Source organism: Collinsella sp. CLA-ER-H2 (assembly GCF_040092405.1).
In the GTDB taxonomy this organism is placed as follows: domain Bacteria; phylum Actinomycetota; class Coriobacteriia; order Coriobacteriales; family Coriobacteriaceae; genus Collinsella.
In genome coordinates, this window is record NZ_JBBNLO010000019.1 from 23,040 (window position 1) to 39,814 (window position 16,775).

Genomic DNA, 16,775 nt, shown 5'->3' on the forward strand with positions numbered 1-16,775 from the left:
CCCGAGCAACAAGAGTACAATTGCTGCTAGTGTTGCCAGCTGTTGGGAGATGGAAGATGGACTGCGATGGCTACCCATGCGTTCCCATGCCGTTGATGTGCACCGCCTTTGTGCCGGGGCAGATTGACGCTGCGGTTGCAGGCATTTCCGACCCCGATTCACGCGCCATCGCCACGGCAGAAGCGCTGTACTTTCGCGGACAGGCCGCACTCGCCGCCAAGACAGCACGCCCCTATCTTGACGCCACCGACCCCGCACTGCGCTATTCCGCATGCTTTATCTGCGGATATGCCAGTCTGTCGCTCAACCGTATCGCCGATGCCCGCCGTTGCCTTGCTGGCATCCTCGATACGCCGGCCGACGAGGAATCACCCGCCGTCCACGCCACGCATATCCTGTTCGCCTCGGCCGCGAGCGTCCTGCTGCACTTGCCTTCCCCGTATTCTGCCGAAGAGTTTTATCCGCTTGCGGCGCATCTGCCCGAAGGCCTGCGCCTGTTCGCCAGCTACGTGATGGCGCATGCCCTGTACCTGCGCGGCGAATATGGCCGCAGTCTGGGCATGGCGGAAAACGCCCTGATCATGAAACAGGGAAGCTATCCCATCTCGGAACTGTTCCTGCACCTGGCAGCTTCCATGGCCTGCATGAGTCTCAAAGACGTCGACGCCGCAAGAACGCATTTCGGAGCTGCTTGGAACATTGCGCGTCCCGACGGCCTTATCGAGCTCATCGGCGAGCACCACGGCCTTTTACAGGGGCTCATCGAGGCGTGCCTAAAAACGCAATACCCCGACGACTTCGCACGCATCATCGAGATCACGTACCGCTTCAGCTACGGCTGGCGGCGCATCCACAACCCCGATTCGGGCGAGGACGTTGCCGACGATTTAACGACCACAGAGTTCACCATGGCCATGCTCGCCTGCCGCGGATGGACCAACGCTGAAATCGCACGCCATATGGGAGTATCGCCGGGCACCGTCAAAAACCGCCTATCCGGCGTATACGCAAAGCTTGGCATCGGCACACGCGCCGAGCTGGTCGCGCACATGTTGCGTTAGCGACCGGGCTGCCAAGCGCATCGAACGCGTTCCGGAACCCGGCGCTTCGCTCGATCAATTTGGACATTTTGACCCTTGAACGGCACTACCGCCACGAAGCGTCTTCTCGCAAAATTGGATTATTTCCACCGATATTTGCGGGATGGGAGCCCAAGATGCTTGATCGCCGTTCGTTACTTGTTGCTGGAGCGTCCTCGCTGGCGAGCATTATGTTGCCTCGTGTGCCGGGAAGCGAAAATGCCTTCCTGCTGCCGTTCGCGCCCACCGCGGCCTATGCCGACGAAGAAGACCCCTTCAAGGTGCTCGTTCTCTCGCGCACCATGTTTGGTGTGGTCGTGGTCGACGTCGCCAACAAGAATACGCCCATCGCAGGTGCCCAGGTCACGCTCACATCGCGCTATGCCGTAGGCAAGCAGCTCACCGCCACGACCGATGACGAAGGCACGGCCATCTTTGAGGTCGCCCCTCTTTCGGAAGGCTACGTGGACGAGGCAACGCTCCTTGACGCGTACGACTTTAACGGCGGCATCTCCATTAGCATGGCGGGCTACCGTGATGTCGAGATTCCCCTTGCGCGTATCCAGGGCGGCACCGCCATAACCACGCCCACGCGTCCGCTTTCCGACGGCGAGCCGTACTTCCGCCAGCTCACATTCGACGAATGGGACATCCAGTACGCTGAAGCCACGTTCATGGCATTGCCGAAGGACGACACGGCAAACGAGCAGCCCGATACGCACGCATTTACCGTGCAGGCTCATCTGCCGCAGGGCGGGCAGGCAACATTGCATATCAATAAAGTGATGCCCGCTGCGGGCAGCTCAACCGAAACCGTCACGCAGATTGGTCAGATCAAGGCCAGCGCATCGGGCGCGGATAATCTGGCGACGTTCACACTCGAAGACAAGTTTCTCGACGCGGCATCGGGCCTTCTGGAGGAAGGGTGCAAGCTGCGCTTTGTCCTCGACTATCAGGGCAAAACCTACACGCTCTCATCCCCCATGGCCGTTGTCACCGCGCCGGCCGCAAAGGCGGAATCGGGCTCGACCACTATCGTCCCCACTACCATGGACCAAGAGGTCACTCCGTTTGATTTCCCCGCGGCGTTTCCCGGCATCGGCGGCAATAAGTTCACGTGCTGGATACCCACATTTCCGATCCTCTTCGATTTCTCGTTTGCTGGATACGTGCTGTTTGGCGGAGGATACAAACCAGCCGGCTATATGAACGATTCGGGCAATCCGGATCCGGAGTACTGGAAGAAGTCACCGCGCGAGTCGGGCGCCAAGCAGGCAAACCGCTACCTCGACGAAATGGAAGGGAAGTGGAATCAGTACAAAAGTATGAGTGCCGGTTCGGGCACCGATCCAAGAAACACCAAGCTCCTTCGCCACCATTGCACGCCGCTGTTCACGATGGATATCGCCACACAGCTGTACGGCTCGCTCGCCTACGATTGGGTGGGCAAAACCTGGGGTAACAACAACGACCCCGCATACGGCAATATTAAGGCCCTCTTCCAGGTAAGAACTGACCTCAATTGGACCGAGCAGTTTACCCTAGGACCGGTGCCATTTTTCCTAAACGTCAACCCTTGGGTGCTGGCGAAGCTGGCGCTCGCTGTGGGTGCCCACACGCACGGCAGCGGCGCGGCGTTTTTCAAGAACATTTCGCTCGACTATTCAAACACGTCGGGCTCGTTCACCATCCAGATCGGGCTTGCCGTCACCTTTGGCGCCGGCGTTGCAGGCGTCGCTTCGTCTGCCGTGCGCGGCGCCGCATCCCTCACGCTGTTCATTGGGTACGAGAAGGCAGATGGACACCAGCTTCCGCGGCTGCGCGTAGGTGCAGACGTCGATGTCGATGTGATACTCCAGTTCGTAATGTTCAAGTGGACCACCAAGGCTTGGTCGGGGTCGTGGCCCACACTCATCGATTCGTGGAATATGTCGGTGAACAATGGCGACCAGTATGTGCTCCAACGCTCTGAGCTGGCATTGGGTGGAGATACGCCTTATACGCTGGATGCCTGCTTCGGCTCGGCCGGCAACGCCGAGGCAGGTGGTGTGCCGCAGTTTATCGCATCGGCCACCATCGTCACCAACGCCGAGCTGCTCGCACGCGCCGAGGTTAAGGCCGCTGCCGTAAACGCCGCGCCTGTCGTGCGCGATTGGGATCAAGCGGTCACGCGCATTGAGCTCGAGACGAACGCGGAGAGCGACGACACGGGACAGGTCGAACATTTCGTCCACGCGCTGATGGAGAACGACGAAAATGCCGCACCGATGTATAAGTACACCTACATCGGGCAGGCAACGAACGCCGTTGCGGACCCCAACGCCAATTCTGCTGGCGTGTCGGAGGACGAGCGTGGCGGCATCAAGCCCTCGAGCGACGATGTGCTGTTTACCGGCGTGCTCAGCGAAGCTCACATGAAGCTGGCAATGATTGCCGGCGTAGAATGCCTGTTCCGTATCGCCTCGGTGCGCTACGGCGACAATGGCCGCTCGCGCCTGGTGGTGCACACAAAGGCAAACGGCACGTGGTCCGCTCCCACGCCCGTGGACTTCCCCCTTGGGTTTGGCGAGGGCGACGTGGGGCGCGACGGCATATTCGATTACGACTTCGACGTGGTGGAATATACAGACGGGAGGGAAAACCAGGACGCCTACGTGCTGCTGGTCTCGGGCGAGCGCCCCGCCGGCGACAACACCCTTTTCGATACGGCGAGCACATCCGGCATACTGTCCGTTGTGCGCCTGCGCATAAGCAACGACGGAGTTCGCGTGATATCGCACACGTCGTGGCGCAGCATCTCGCGCGGCCGCCTTCAGGAGGATGGCTACCATTGCCTGCAGTGCCCGCGCATCACGGTAGGCAAGACGCTGGTCGACGGGCGCCTGTCGGGTGCCTACCTCCACCGCCGCGGAGCCACCGCAGAAAAGGCGCTCGGCAGCGAGGCTGAGGTTGCGCTGGAATGCTTTACCCTGTGGTCGGATGATTTGGGCGACAGCCTGACGTTCCGCCAAGTTCTTCGCTTTCCGCAAGCACCGTCGAGCATCGAGCTGGGCGAGCCCGAGAATATCAACGGCAAAATGGTGGTGCCCGTTGCGTACGAGACCGCAGACGGTTGCGGCTGCGCATCGTACGCCGTGATCGGCCAGTCCATTGCGGGCTGGGGCGTTATGCCACCAGACGCCACGGTACCCCATGCGGTGCCGTGGCCACAACATTCGGGCTTTTTGGCCACCGTCAACGAGCAGCTGCAGCATATTACTTGGACGCGAGGCGCATCGGCATTTGCAACGCAGCCCGTGGGTGCCGCAGGCTGTGGCCCGGCATCGTTTAGCGTAAGCAACAACGGCAGGTGCGCGCTCTATGTAGAGAACACCGATGGCAAGGTGGGGCAAACCTACGACGAAGAAGGCAACCCGGTAGCAGTGATGGGCAAGCACTTCCGCATCTTCGCCAGCACCTTGGCAGGCGATCTGTTCACGGAGCCGTTCGTGATGTGCGAACTGGACCATCCCGTCGATCAGATAACGACATTTTTGACGTCGGGAGGCATGCTCTCCGCGCTCGCCACGCACATTGTGAGCGCGGAGAAGAGCGAGGCAGAGCTGCACGGCATCGAAGTGCCCTTGGTGGCGTGTGCCACTCCGACGGGCGCGGTCGCTACCTCGGGCGCGGTGGTGCCCGGAGCAGCAGGCGAATCCTTCATGGTCACGGTGCGAAACGACGGCAACACTTTGCTGACTGCCGGCACGATCGATCTGTACCGAGAGGGCTCCAGCCAACCGTTCTCCAGCGCATCCATCGGATTCGGAGCGAACGCACGCACGGCATCGATCTACGATCCGGAGCTTGCCGAAGATGCTTCGGCCAACGACATGGCACACGTGAAGTACGCGCCCGAGACGCTGGGCACACGTTTTGCAACGCACCCGCTGGTAGCCGACAACGGCAACGCCATGCTGGCACCGGGTCGCACGGCACAGTTCCGCATGAGCTTCGCCATCCCCGAGAGCTGGAGCGACGAAGTGGGCAAACGCGTAACGCTGTATGCGAAGGCGCGTAATCTGGTGGCGCTCGATCCCGTAACGCTCGAGGAGATCCGACCGGGCGCAAACTCGGCGCTGGGTGCCGTTCTGCACGAACTTCATGTGCCCGACGCGGCATGCGAACGCTCAGAAGTGCAGGTCGGCGTATGCGACAGCGCGGATACGACAGGACTTCACGACGCCCCGATGACAGCAGACGGCGATGGTGGCTCGAGTGGCAGCGGTACTGACGAGGGCGGCGGCTCCGGCGGAAGCAGCTCCGGCAGCGGCAAGGACCACGGCAATAACAAGCGCTCCGGAAAAGCGGGCGCGCTTGCGGGCACGGGCGATGTCAACGCTCCCCTTACGGCAGCCGCTGCAGCACTCGCCGCGGCAGGCGCGGGCCTCATCGCCTACAGCGCCCGCCGCACGGCGCTCGAAAAAGACACCGCCAATGAGGTCAATTCGGATAGGCCTCGCTAGCTCCTAGTTACATGTCATTATGGAAATCATGTTCGTCATTGCGCGCACGATGCCCCACTGCACCCGAAACCGCGCGAGGCATTGGCCCTGCTCATCGAGCACCAAAAAGGGCTGGCCCCGATAACTCGGAGCCAGCCCTGAGTCGCCTGACCTAAGAATCGCGGCGTTACTTGAGCTTCAGTGCCTCCATCATGGGCACGGCGGCATCCCAGTCGATCTTCCAGCCAATCGACACGCGGACGGTCTCGCCCGTCGCGGGAGCCGTCGCAAACAGTGTATGGCCGTTGTCGGGACCGGTAAAGCGCAGCCACGTTATGCCGTTGTACTCGACCTGGTCGGTTGTTGTCTCCTTGCCTTCGTAGACCTGCTCTAGGCTTGCAATCTCTTCCTCCGGCGAGCGCGGGAAGATGCTGATGTTCAGGCGTCCTCCAGTCTCGTCGTGGAAGAAGTTTGCCTTTTCGCGCTCTTCGTCGGACGAATCCAGCGTGTACCCATCGGCGGCCTCGATGCTGTACGATGCGCAGTCGATGCCCGTTAAATCTGCCTTCTCGCCAGAATCGGCCACGCCGCCGGCTGCCTTGAACTCCTTGGTCTCGCATCCCGTGGTGTCAAAGTGCATGGCCTCATGATTCTTGGCGGGGGCGTAAGCGTCTACGAACTCGACAGTGATGGGCCCGTAGTACGCCGTCTTGGGCGCCCAGAAATACACGTACTCAACGGTCTCGCCCGGGCCGATATCTGGCCTCTTGGAAAGATCGATGCCCTCGTGAAGCTCATCGGGAGCCTCACTTGCAACGTAGTCGAGCACGGCCGACTTGCCGGAAGTAAACAACGGGTCGCCTGCCTCAAGATCGCCCTGGGCAGCATGCACGTTAAAGGAACTGAACGTCCTGTTCTTTGTGTTGTTGTTGGTAATCTTGATGTGCAGGTAAAAGCCGTCCTGCTTCTTGGCATCACCGCGATAGAACGTACCGTGAGCCACCGACTCATAGGTAATGCCTGCCACCTCGACCGTCTGCGACTCATAGGCCTTGGGCTTCTCGGCCTTCTCCTGCACAGGTGCGCTCCCGCCCGAGCCACTCGGCGCATTACCGCCGCAGCCGGCCACCGTACATGCCAGCACGGCCGAAAGCGTCACGGTGGGAATTCCTAACAGCAGCTTCTTCGTCATGGGCTTCATCATCCTCACCGCTCCTTTCGGCTTGCAGCTCATCCGTTGCCCGAGTCCCAAGTCGACCCCGTGGCATCGGCTTCCACTATGAGCGTATGACGAAACACGACGCCGGCGAAGTGACCCACGGCCCAAATAACGACCCGCCAGCGTTCCTTATGGGCCAAAAGGACTCGCACACGCACGCCCGTGGCCCATAAAACGAGACGCTTGTCCCAATGTTCGATTCGGAACAACAATCCGCACGACACGTTTTACCCGTTAATCCGAACGATTGTTCGATGGATTTCGTGTTAGGTGGAATCGCCCACGGCCTGGGCTATGCTACCTTGACTATCTATATGACTTAAACGCAGCAAAAGGAGCACCGAGAGAGCGAGTATGGCAAAAAACACCGCAAACTATGGTAACGACAGTATCCGCCAGCTCAAGGACGAGGAGCGTGTACGCCTGCGCCCCGCCGTCATCTTCGGCTCGGACGGACTCGACGGTTGCGCGCATGCCGCCTTCGAGATCCTGTCCAACGCCGTTGACGAGGCGCGCCAGGGCTACGGCAAGCTCATCACCCTTATCGCCTTTCGCGATGGCTCCATTCAGGTAGAGGACAATGGCCGTGGCTGCCCGCTCGACTGGAACCCTTCCGAGAAGCGCTTTAACTGGGAGCTCGTCTTTTGCGAGCTCTACGCCGGCGGCAAGTACAACAACAACCAGGGCGGCGACTACGACTTCTCGCTCGGTACCAACGGCCTGGGTTCGTGCGCGACCCAGTATGCCTCCGAGTACATGGACGTCACCGTCTGGCGCGACGGCAACAAGTACTCCCTGCACTTTAAAAAGGGCAAGGTCGTCGGCGCCAAAAAGAAGGCACTCGAGATTGAGCCCAGCGACGAGGAACGCACCGGCACCACCATCAAGTGGCGTCCCGATCTTGAGGTCTTTACCTCGATCAGCATTCCCCACGAGTGGTATCGCGAGACCATGCGCCGCCAGGCCGTGGTCAACGCCAACGTGACCTTCCGCCTGCGCATCGAGGGCGACGATGGCGAGTTTTCCGAAGAGGACTTTTGCTATCCCAAGGGCATCGAGGACTACGTACTCGAAAAGGTCGGTACCGACTATCTCACCGAGCCCTTCTTTATCGAGGCTGACCGTCGCGGTCGCGATCGCGAGGACCTGCCCGACTACAACGTCAAAATTACCGCGTGCATGTGCTTCTCGCGCACCTTCATGATGCAGGAGTACTACCACAACTCATCGTGGCTCGAGAACGGCGGCTCGCCCGAGAAGGCTGCCCGCAGCGCCCTCACCAGCGCCATCGATGCTTACATTAAGCAACAGGGCAAGTACAACAAAAACGAGAGCGGCATTAAGTGGCAAGACGTCCAGGACTGTCTGGTGCTGGTAACCAACTGCTTCTCCACCCAGACGTCCTACGAAAACCAGACCAAGAAGGCCATCAATAACCGCTTTATCCAACAGGCCATGACGGCCTTCTTTAAGGAGCGCCTCTCGACCTACTTGATCGAGAACAAAGACGCCGCCAACAAGATCATGGAGCAGGTGCTCATCAACAAGCGCTCGCGCGAGAACGCCGAGAAGACGCGTCAGAGCATCAAAACCAACCTGCAGCAGAAGACCGACATGGCCAACCGCGTGCAGAAGTTCATCGACTGCCGCTCCAAGGACAAGAGCCGCCGCGAGATCTACATCGTAGAGGGCGACTCGGCAGCAGGCGCCATTCGCACCTCGCGCGATGCCGAGTTCCAGGGCGTTATGCCCGTCCGCGGCAAGATCCTCAACTGCCTGAAGGAGGACTACCCGCGCATCTTTAAGTCCGACATCATCATGGACCTCATGCGCGTGCTGGGCTGCGGCGTGGAGATCAAGGACAAGCGGATCAAGAACCTTGGTGCCTTTGACCTGGACAACCTTAACTGGAACAAGGTCATCATTTGTACGGACGCCGACGTCGACGGTTACCACATCCGCACGCTCGTGCTCACCATGCTTTACCGCCTGGTTCCCACACTTATCGACGAAGGCTACGTGTATATCGCCGAGTCGCCGCTCTACGAGATCAACTGCAAAGAAAAGACCTACTTTGCCTACACCGAACTCGAGAAGAACGGCATCCTCAAAGAGATCGGCGACCAAAAGTGCTCCATCAACCGCTCCAAGGGTCTTGGTGAAAACGATCCGGACATGATGTGGCTCACCACCATGAACCCCGAGACGCGCCGTCTGATCAAGGTGGAGCCCGAGGACGTCACCAAGATGGAAACCATGTTCAACCTGTTGCTGGGCAACGACGAGGCAGGCCGCAAGCGCCATATCTCCGAACACGGCAAGGAATACCTGGACCAGCTGGACCTGCAATAGCAGCAAATCGATAACGACGGCCCATAAGAACTTCAAGAGGAAATCGTGGCAAAGAAGAAGACGAAGAACCAGCCAAAGAAAAAGCAGGTCAACGCCGAGAACGTCATCGGCCTGCACTCCGAGGTCACCGACCAGCCGATCACGCAGACGCTCGAGGTCAACTACATGCCCTACGCCATGAGCGTCAACGTCTCGCGTGCGTTCCCCGAGATCGACGGCTTTAAGCCCTCGCACCGCAAGCTGCTCTACACCATGTACAAGATGGGTCTGCTCAAGGGCGAGCGCCAGAAGAGCGCCAACATCGTGGGCCAGACCATGAAGCTCAACCCGCACGGCGATGCCGCGATCTACGAGACGATGGTGCGTCTAGCCACCGGTAACGAGGCACTGCTCGCGCCGTTCGTTGAGTCGAAGGGCAACTTTGGCAAGTACTATTCGGGCGATCTGAGCTACGCCGCCTCGCGTTATACCGAGGCCAAGCTCTCCCCCATCAGCGCCGAGATCTTCAAGGACATCGACAAGGACCCGGTCGACTTCGTCGACAGCTACGACGGCGCCATGAAGGAACCGCGCCTGCTGCCCACCACGTTCCCCAACATCCTCGTCTCGGCCAATAAGGGCATCGGCGTCGCCATGGCGTCCGACATCTGTGGCTTCAACCTCAACGAGGTCTGCACCGCCACGATGCACTACCTCAAGGATCCCGACTGCGACCTGCTTGAGTATATGCCCATGCCCGACTTCTCGACCGGCGGCGAGATCATCTACCGCCGCGAGGAGATGGAAAAGATTATCGAGACCGGCCTTGGCAGCTTCCAGATCCGCTCCCGCTGGCGCTGGATTCCCGAAGAGCGCATCATCGAGGTCTACGAGATCCCCTACACCACCAAGACCGATGTCATCATCGAGCGCATCGTCAAGCTCTCCAAAGAGGGCAAGGTCAAGGAGATCGCTGACATCCGCGACGAGACCGACCTCTCGGGCCTGCGCATCGCCATCGACCTTAAGCGCGGCGTCGACCCCGACAAGCTCATGGCCAAGCTCTATCGCTCGACCACGCTGCAGGATTCGTTCTCATGCAACTTCAACGTGCTCGTCGATGGTTATCCTCGCGTTATGGGCGTGCGCCAGATCTTGCACGAGTGGGTCAAGTGGCGTATTGAGTCCACGCGTCGCCGCATTAACTTTGACCTGGGCAAAAAGTCCGAGCGCCTGCACCTGCTGCACGGCCTCGAGGCGATCTTGCTCGACATCGACAAGGCCATCGCCATCATCCGTGGCACCAAGCTCGAAGCCGAGGTCGTGCCCAACCTTATGAAGGGTTTCGACATCGACGAGACCCAGGCCGAGTTTGTTGCCGAGCTTAAGCTCCGCAATATCAACGAGGAATACATCCTCAACCGCACCAAGGACATTGCCAAGCTTGAGGGCGAGATTGCCGAGCTTGAGGAGACCCTCTCCAGCGAGGAGAACATCAAGAAGGTCATCAGCGACGAGCTGGCCGCAGTCAACAAGAAGTACGTGATGCCGCGCCGCACGGGCAGGATCGAGCCCCATGAGGTTATCGAGGTAAGCTTGGAGCCCGAGGTCGAGGAGTACCCGGTCACCATCATGCTCTCGCGCGATGGCTACCTTAAGAAGATGACGGACCGCGTGCTCAAGAAGGCGACCACGCTCAAGTACAAGGACGGCGACAAACCCTTTATCGAGTTCCCGTCCTCCAATACGCATGAGCTGCTCGTGTTTACCAACAAGAGCCAGGTTTATAAGTGCAAAGTCGCGGCGTTTGAGGATACCAAGTCGGCACAGCTGGGCTCGTACCTGCCCACCGACCTCGAGATGGAACCCGACGAGAGTGTGATCTGGGTCATCGACCCCGAGGACTACAAGGCCGACGTGCTGTTTGTCTTTGAGAACGGTCGTGTGGTGCGCGTCGCACTTGCCGGATACGTTACCAAGACCAACCGCAAGCGCCTCAAGAACGCCATCTACGGCGGCAGCAAACTGCTGTATGCTCAGGTACTCAAGGAGGACCGCGACATCGCGCTGGTCTCGAGCGACTACCGCCTGATGAACTTCAACACGTCGCTGCTCAAGACCAAGACGACCACCAACACGCAGGGCGTCCAGGCCTTTACGGCCAAGAAGGGCCGCTCGGTCACCACCGTCGGCACGACCGAGGAGATCCTTGGCGCCGGTGTCTCGGCCGAAAAGTTCACCGCACAGAGCCTCCCCTCTGCCGGTGCCCTCATGAAGGAAAACGACATGCCGAGCTTGTTTGACTAAAACAACGGCGGCCAAACCGTCATGAGCTCGCAAAACGACGAGGCCCGGAACGCAGTAGCACTGCGTCCGGGCCTCGTCGTTTCTCATCGCGGGCATTTTTCCGCGTTTAAAGTTAGCAGCAACCGGCCCTCGCCTGCCCTTAGGCAAGCCTACGAGCAAGCTCGCGCACCTCTTCCAGCTTGGGTGACGAGGCCATGCTGTCGCGCTCGGTCATGCCGCTGATAGTGACGATGCCCTGGTCGTCCCACTTGCAGTAAGCGCAAGTGGCCTTGTACATAGCAATCGCCGCGTCATAGACCCCATCGCTATGGCTGTCGAGGAGCAGAGCCGTCTTGGCAAACGGAAATCCCGTAGCACCGAAGGCATACAGGCGATCGATGGCGATCTTCTCCTGCGCGGTGATGTCAAACCAGTAGATGGGCGAGGCGAAAACGACCATGTCGGCCTCTTTGAGCGACTCGATCACACCGGCCATCCCGTCCTTCTGCACGCATTCACCCTTATGGGCAAAGCAGTACTGGCACCCCAGGCAGCCGCCGATCTTCTTGCTGGCAACACGAATGACTTCCACCGTATGACCGCTCTCACGCGCAGTCTCTGCAAATGCGTCGACCATGGTGTCGGTATTGGCACCTTTGCGAGGGCTGCCGCTCAGTACAACGATATTCATAGCCTTCTCCCTCCTTCGTACCGCAGGCGCGCGGCACGCAGCTTGTTTTAACCAAAACAGATGGAGCTATTCAATCGCTTGCGAATCAAATATTTTGTTCAAGCGTTCCAGGCACAATCTCATTGGCCGATTGCTCCTCCGCCGGCTTGATTCAAATTTACGTGATCACATCCGAAAAAACCAATCCGCATTTGCGCGGCCAAGCAGCCCGCCTAGATTTCCATGCCCATTCGTCGCGCCTGCTCCAGTGCAGGGTGCCCGGCGATTTCGCCCACGCCGCTCACGCCGCCGGCGAAAACCGTTCCGGCGAGCGCGCGACGGGGGAAACAGTCAACCCAGCCTCGTACGGCTTTCTCCGTTCCCTCGAAGGTCGAGCGCCCGCCCTCCGCCGCCGCTGCCAATAGATACACCTCGGTAAATGCATAATCGGAGCCGAAGAGCGGGTTGGCGCGGTCCAGCATGGTCTTGAGCTGCCCGCAGACGCTGTAGTAGACGGGCGTTGCGACACCAGAACATCGGCGTCGTGCATCTTGGCGGCAATTTCCACGGCATCGTCTTGGATGACGCAGCGCCCCAGCTTTAGGCAGGCAAGGCAGCCCCTGCCGAAGCCCAGCTGCTTTTCGCGCAGGAGCACGGTCTCCACGCTGTGGCCCGCCTCCCGCGCGCCGTTGGCGAAGGCGTCCGCCAGCGTCTCGGAATTGCCATTCTTTCGCGGACTCGAAGAAACCACCAAAACCTTTTTGCCCATGACGGAGCACCCCTTGCACTCCCTATTTGCATTGACGAAAATGACGGTATTACCTAAACCTGACTTTAGGTCAAGCTTCAACTTGAAAATGAATGGAGGATGCGCGTGTACACAATCGGACAGGTGGCGGAGATGTTCGGTTTGCCCACCTCAACACTGCGGTATTACGACAAACAGGGGCTGTTCCCGGAATTGAAGCGGGCGTCCGGTATTCGCCAATTCGGCGATACGGAACTCGAGGCGCTTCGGGTCATCGAATGCCTGAAGAAGGCGGGGATGGAGATCAAGGACATCCGGCTGTTCATGGAATGGTGCGCGGAGGGCCCATCGACTTATCCCAAACGCAAGGCCATGTTCGAGGAGCGGAAGGTCCACATGGAGTCGGAGATCGCGAACATGAACCGCGCGCTGGATATGCTGAAGTTCAAATGCTGGTACTACGAGCAGCTGAATCAGGGCAACGACGAGGCTGAGCTGAAGGCGCTCATTCCCGACGGCTTGCCAGAAGAAATCAAAGAGGCCTACGAAAACGCACACGCTTGATAATGCCGCTCGAGGTCCAGCAGGTCGATGTAGACGTTGTTGGAGGACGAGTCCTTCCGCGCAACGGAGGCGGAGAACGCCTTCATGAGCTCGGACTTGCCGGAGCGGCGCATCCCCGTGATCACCTTGATGTCCCGGGTGCCCTCAAGCGCCCAAAGCCGCTACAGGTACGTGTTGCGGTCTACCCAGGCCATCATCCGCTCCTTCCGGTTTCGAAACTCGAATTCTTTTAAAGTTTCGAAACCGGGAAGGCAATATCTCGGTGACCAGCACGACTTTGCCCTGCTTGAGCAGTTTGTCGATGGTCTGCTCGATTTCCCTGGCTATATACACAACGCCTCCCGTCTTTCCGATGGGAGGCGTTATTTCACTTGCTTTTATTGTGGTCAAATTTAGGAATGCAATTCCTAAATTTCTCTATTCCTACTCAATAGGCAAATACGCACGCACGTACCTATGGTAACCGGCCGAATCGAACGTTCGCGCCAGCAGCAAGCCATGAAGGGGCCCTGCTATCGTGTAGCCATCATCTACAGCGCATTTCACGAAGCCGGAAAAGAGGTCGGCCCCAAACCCGCCGCGGTCACCGGCGTCGAGCACCGTCGAGAGCGTCCGCGACGGTGCAAGCTCCACAACGCCCTCGCGCCCGCATTCCTCACCCAGTTCCCTATACGCCTCGAGCCGCATGGCCGACCCCCAAAAATACCGCCGTTCGCCGGCCACGGGAAACCAGAAGTAGGGCTTCATAAGCGCGGCGTTTCGGTTTGCGAAGGCGACGGCGTCGGTGCATATATCCGCAGGCAAACGATGCTCCTCGCGCTCTACGACGTAGATGCAGCCCGCAAAGTCGCGCTCCTCCACAACGCCCAGGTCGCTCTCGCTGGAACGCAGTTCCTCCATAAAGCGGCTGTGCTCGCTCAGGGCGAGCTCACGCCGACGCAGGTCGTGGCGCATCTCTTCCTCGCGTCGGGCAAGCTGGCTCTCGATATCCCCCGGCGTGCGCGCCGTGAGCAGCTCCTGCACCTCCGCTAGCGAGAAACCCATGGCCTGATAGTACTTGCAGTCCCACAGCAGGTTCATCTGCCAGTCGTCGTAGTAGCGGTACCCATTGCCTGGATCGATCTCGGGCTGGATGATCCCGCGTTTCTCATACAGGCGCAGCGCGTCGCGGGTGAAGCCCAGCTTTTGGCGAATGTCTTTTTGCGTGTACCGCATGGATTATCTCCCCAAACCGCTTGACCTGGGTGTTGCCCCCACCTTGACCATTAATCACATAGTACATGGGCGCAGTATGCGCGCGCCACGATTTCTTGGAGGTAGTAATGAAGCTCGACACTCTGTTCTCTCCCATGAAAATCGGATCTTGCGAGATCCCGAACAGGCTTGTCGTCCCCGCCATGGTCACCAACTACTGCAACCTCGAGGGCACCATCACCGAGCGTTACCTTCGCTACATGGAGGAGAAGGCCCGCGGAGGCTGGGGCCTGCTCATCACCGAGGACTACTGCGTCCAGGAGAACCGTAAGGGCTACACGCGCATCCCCGGCCTGTGGAACGACGGCCAGATCGAGGGCAACAAGGACCTGACCGCCGCCGTTCACGCCCACGGCTCCAAGATCTTCTGCCAGATGTACCACCCCGGTCGCCAGGTCATGCCCCAGTCGACCTTTGGCCTCGACCTCGTCGCGCCCAGCGCCACCACCTGCCCCGCATGCCAGGGCCCCGCTCGCGACATGACCATCGACGAGATCGCCACCCTCGTGGACGACTTCGGCTCGGCCGCCGGCCGCGCCAAGGAGGCCGGCTTCGACGGCATCGAGCTGCACTGCGCCCACGGCTACTTGCTGGCCGAGTTCCTCTCCCCCGCCATCAACCGTCGCGTCGACCAATACGGCGGCTGTTTTGCGAACCGCGTGCGCATCGTGGACGAGATCATCGTTTCTATGCGCGAGCGCGTGGGGGAGGACTTCCCCATCATCGTCCGCGTCTCCAGCGATGATCTCGTTCCCGGCGGCCGCACCATCGCCGAGACCCTGCAGCTATGCCGCCACCTGGAGGAGGTCGGCTTCGACGCCATCAACTGCTCAAACGGCATGTACGCCAGCAAGCCCACCGACCAGGTCATCGCCCCCATGTTCACCCCGCACGCCGTCAACATGGACCGCTGCGCCCTCATCAAGCAGGTCGTGAACATCCCCGTCATCCTCTCCAACCGCGTTAACGACCCTGAGATGGCCGACACCCTGCTCGCCATGGGCACCGCCGACTTCGTCGCCATGGGCCGCGGATCGCTCGCCGACCCCCACATGCCCAACAAGGCAAAGGCTGGCAAGACCTGCACCATCAGGCAGTGCATCGGCTGTCTGCAGGGCTGCGAGTTCCCGCTCTACATCGACTCCGAGGTAACCTGCTTGGTCAACCCCCGCGTCGGTCGTGAGTACGAGGACGCCATGGACAAGGTCGAGACCGCCAAGAAGGTCATGGTCATCGGCGCCGGCCCCGCGGGCCTTCAGGCTGCCGAGGCTGCAGCGAAGCGCGGCCACGACGTCACCGTGTACGAGGCCCAGGATCAGCTGGGCGGTCAGTTCCGCTCCGCAGCCTTCCCCGTCGGCAAGGGTGAGCTGTCCATGTACATCAGCAGCCTGCGCGCCAGCCTCGAGGAGCTCGATGTCAACGTCAACCTTGGCCAGGAGGTAGATGAGGACCTCATCACCGCCAATAAACCCGACGCCATCGTGATCGCCACCGGCGCCAAGCCCCTCACCCCTCCCATCCCCGGCATCGAGAACGCCGTTTTCGCCGAGGACGTCCTGCTTGGCAAGGCGATCGTCAACCCCGGCCCCGTCGTCGTTTGCGGCGGCGGCGAGGTAGGCGCCGAGACGGCCGACTTCATCGCCCAGCACCGCGACGACGTCACCGTGCTCGAGATGCGCGGCGAGCTGTGCCTGGACATGATGCCCATCACCAAGGGCGCGTTCATGGAAATGATGGCCAATTCCGGCGTCAAGTCCCACGTCAACGCAACCGTCAAGTGCATCGAGAGCGGTGTAGAGGTCGATACCGACATCGCAAGTTGGAGCGGCGAAGCGGGCGCCGGTAGCCAGAACGCAACGGGCTTCGCCGTCGTCTATACCGATGCCCAGGGCATCGAGCACAAGCTCCCCGCGGCGACGGTCGTCTCGGCATTCGGCTACAAGGCTTACAACCCGCTCGAGGAGATCGCACGCAAGCACTGCGACAACGTGCAGGTAGTCGGCTGCGCCGTCAAGGCCGGTAACGCCGTCGTCGCCTCGCGCGAGGGTTACGAGGCGGGCCTGGCCATCTAGGGGCCAGATCCATTAACTTAGGTCCCCACTTCCTTACGAGAAGCAAGAACAACAAGGGAGGCAATCGT

11 protein-coding genes are annotated in these 16,775 nt (G+C 60.1%); 6 read left to right on the plus strand and 5 right to left on the minus strand.

Annotation, left to right across the window (positions count from 1 at the left end):
- The first annotated feature begins 56 nt into the window (after nt 1-56).
- Nucleotides 57-1,061, plus strand: coding sequence for a LuxR C-terminal-related transcriptional regulator (locus AAAX59_RS06695; protein WP_316369233.1), 1,005 nt, complete (start codon nt 57-59; stop codon nt 1,059-1,061).
- A 155-nt stretch (nt 1,062-1,216) separates the two neighbouring features.
- Nucleotides 1,217-5,584, plus strand: coding sequence for a hypothetical protein (locus tag AAAX59_RS06700; RefSeq protein ID WP_349071218.1), 4,368 nt, complete (start codon nt 1,217-1,219; stop codon nt 5,582-5,584).
- 166 nt (nt 5,585-5,750) lie between these two features.
- Here the strand turns inward: AAAX59_RS06700 and AAAX59_RS06705 are convergent, their stop codons facing one another.
- Nucleotides 5,751-6,767 carry a hypothetical protein gene (locus tag AAAX59_RS06705; protein WP_349071219.1) on the minus strand — a complete coding sequence of 339 codons (1,017 nt, stop codon included), beginning with the start codon at nt 6,765-6,767 and terminating at the stop codon, nt 5,751-5,753.
- A gap of 369 nt (nt 6,768-7,136) precedes the next feature.
- Between AAAX59_RS06705 and AAAX59_RS06710 the strand changes: the two genes are divergently transcribed.
- Both AAAX59_RS06710 and AAAX59_RS06715 read left to right on the plus strand, forming a co-directional pair.
- The gene (locus AAAX59_RS06710; RefSeq protein WP_349071220.1) at nt 7,137-9,134 is read left to right on the plus strand and encodes a toprim domain-containing protein; all 1,998 of its coding nucleotides are present in this window, start codon (nt 7,137-7,139) and stop codon (nt 9,132-9,134) included.
- A gap of 45 nt (nt 9,135-9,179) precedes the next feature.
- Nucleotides 9,180-11,420: a DNA gyrase subunit A gene (locus AAAX59_RS06715; RefSeq protein ID WP_349071221.1), complete on the plus strand. Its 2,241-nt coding sequence runs from the start codon at nt 9,180-9,182 to the stop codon at nt 11,418-11,420.
- Between the two features lie 139 nt (nt 11,421-11,559).
- Here the strand turns inward: AAAX59_RS06715 and AAAX59_RS06720 are convergent, their stop codons facing one another.
- On the minus strand, nt 11,560-12,090 hold the full coding sequence (locus AAAX59_RS06720) for a flavodoxin family protein (protein ID WP_271730292.1): 531 nt from the start codon (nt 12,088-12,090) through the stop codon (nt 11,560-11,562).
- Nucleotides 12,091-12,302: 212 nt separating this feature from the next.
- Nucleotides 12,303-12,551 (minus strand): hypothetical protein, encoded by a 249-nt coding sequence (locus AAAX59_RS06725; protein WP_271730293.1) that lies wholly within the window; start codon nt 12,549-12,551, stop codon nt 12,303-12,305.
- A gap of 392 nt (nt 12,552-12,943) precedes the next feature.
- Here AAAX59_RS06725 and AAAX59_RS06730 point away from each other — a divergent pair, with 392 nt between their 5' ends.
- Nucleotides 12,944-13,381 carry a MerR family transcriptional regulator gene (locus AAAX59_RS06730; RefSeq protein WP_349071222.1) on the plus strand — a complete coding sequence of 146 codons (438 nt, stop codon included), beginning with the start codon at nt 12,944-12,946 and terminating at the stop codon, nt 13,379-13,381.
- Here the strand turns inward: AAAX59_RS06730 and AAAX59_RS06735 are convergent.
- Nucleotides 13,360-13,506, minus strand: a complete 147-nt coding sequence (locus tag AAAX59_RS06735) for a hypothetical protein (protein WP_271730295.1) — start codon at nt 13,504-13,506, stop codon at nt 13,360-13,362. The two genes, AAAX59_RS06730 and AAAX59_RS06735, sit on opposite strands and share 22 nt — an antisense overlap.
- Before the next feature lie 298 nt (nt 13,507-13,804).
- Nucleotides 13,805-14,596 carry a MerR family transcriptional regulator gene (locus tag AAAX59_RS06740; protein WP_271730296.1) on the minus strand — a complete coding sequence of 264 codons (792 nt, stop codon included), beginning with the start codon at nt 14,594-14,596 and terminating at the stop codon, nt 13,805-13,807.
- A gap of 107 nt (nt 14,597-14,703) precedes the next feature.
- On the opposite strand from AAAX59_RS06740, the gene AAAX59_RS06745 reads away from it, so the two are divergent.
- On the plus strand, nt 14,704-16,707 hold the full coding sequence (locus AAAX59_RS06745; RefSeq protein WP_349071223.1) for an FAD-dependent oxidoreductase: 2,004 nt from the start codon (nt 14,704-14,706) through the stop codon (nt 16,705-16,707).
- Nucleotides 16,708-16,775: the final 68 nt, after the last annotated feature.

Coding starts and splice junctions, on each gene's coding strand:
- AAAX59_RS06705 (WP_349071219.1), bottom strand. CDS start 6,767: ATGATGAAGCCCATGACGAAGAAGCTGCTGTTAGGAATTCCCACCGTG.
- AAAX59_RS06725 (WP_271730293.1), bottom strand. CDS start 12,551: ATGCTGGACCGCGCCAACCCGCTCTTCGGCTCCGATTATGCATTTACC.
- AAAX59_RS06745 (WP_349071223.1), top strand. CDS start 14,704: ATGAAGCTCGACACTCTGTTCTCTCCCATGAAAATCGGATCTTGCGAG.
- AAAX59_RS06720 (WP_271730292.1), bottom strand. CDS start 12,090: ATGAATATCGTTGTACTGAGCGGCAGCCCTCGCAAAGGTGCCAATACC.
- AAAX59_RS06695 (WP_316369233.1), top strand. CDS start 57: ATGGACTGCGATGGCTACCCATGCGTTCCCATGCCGTTGATGTGCACC.
- AAAX59_RS06740 (WP_271730296.1), bottom strand. CDS start 14,596: ATGCGGTACACGCAAAAAGACATTCGCCAAAAGCTGGGCTTCACCCGC.
- AAAX59_RS06710 (WP_349071220.1), top strand. CDS start 7,137: ATGGCAAAAAACACCGCAAACTATGGTAACGACAGTATCCGCCAGCTC.
- AAAX59_RS06700 (WP_349071218.1), top strand. CDS start 1,217: ATGCTTGATCGCCGTTCGTTACTTGTTGCTGGAGCGTCCTCGCTGGCG.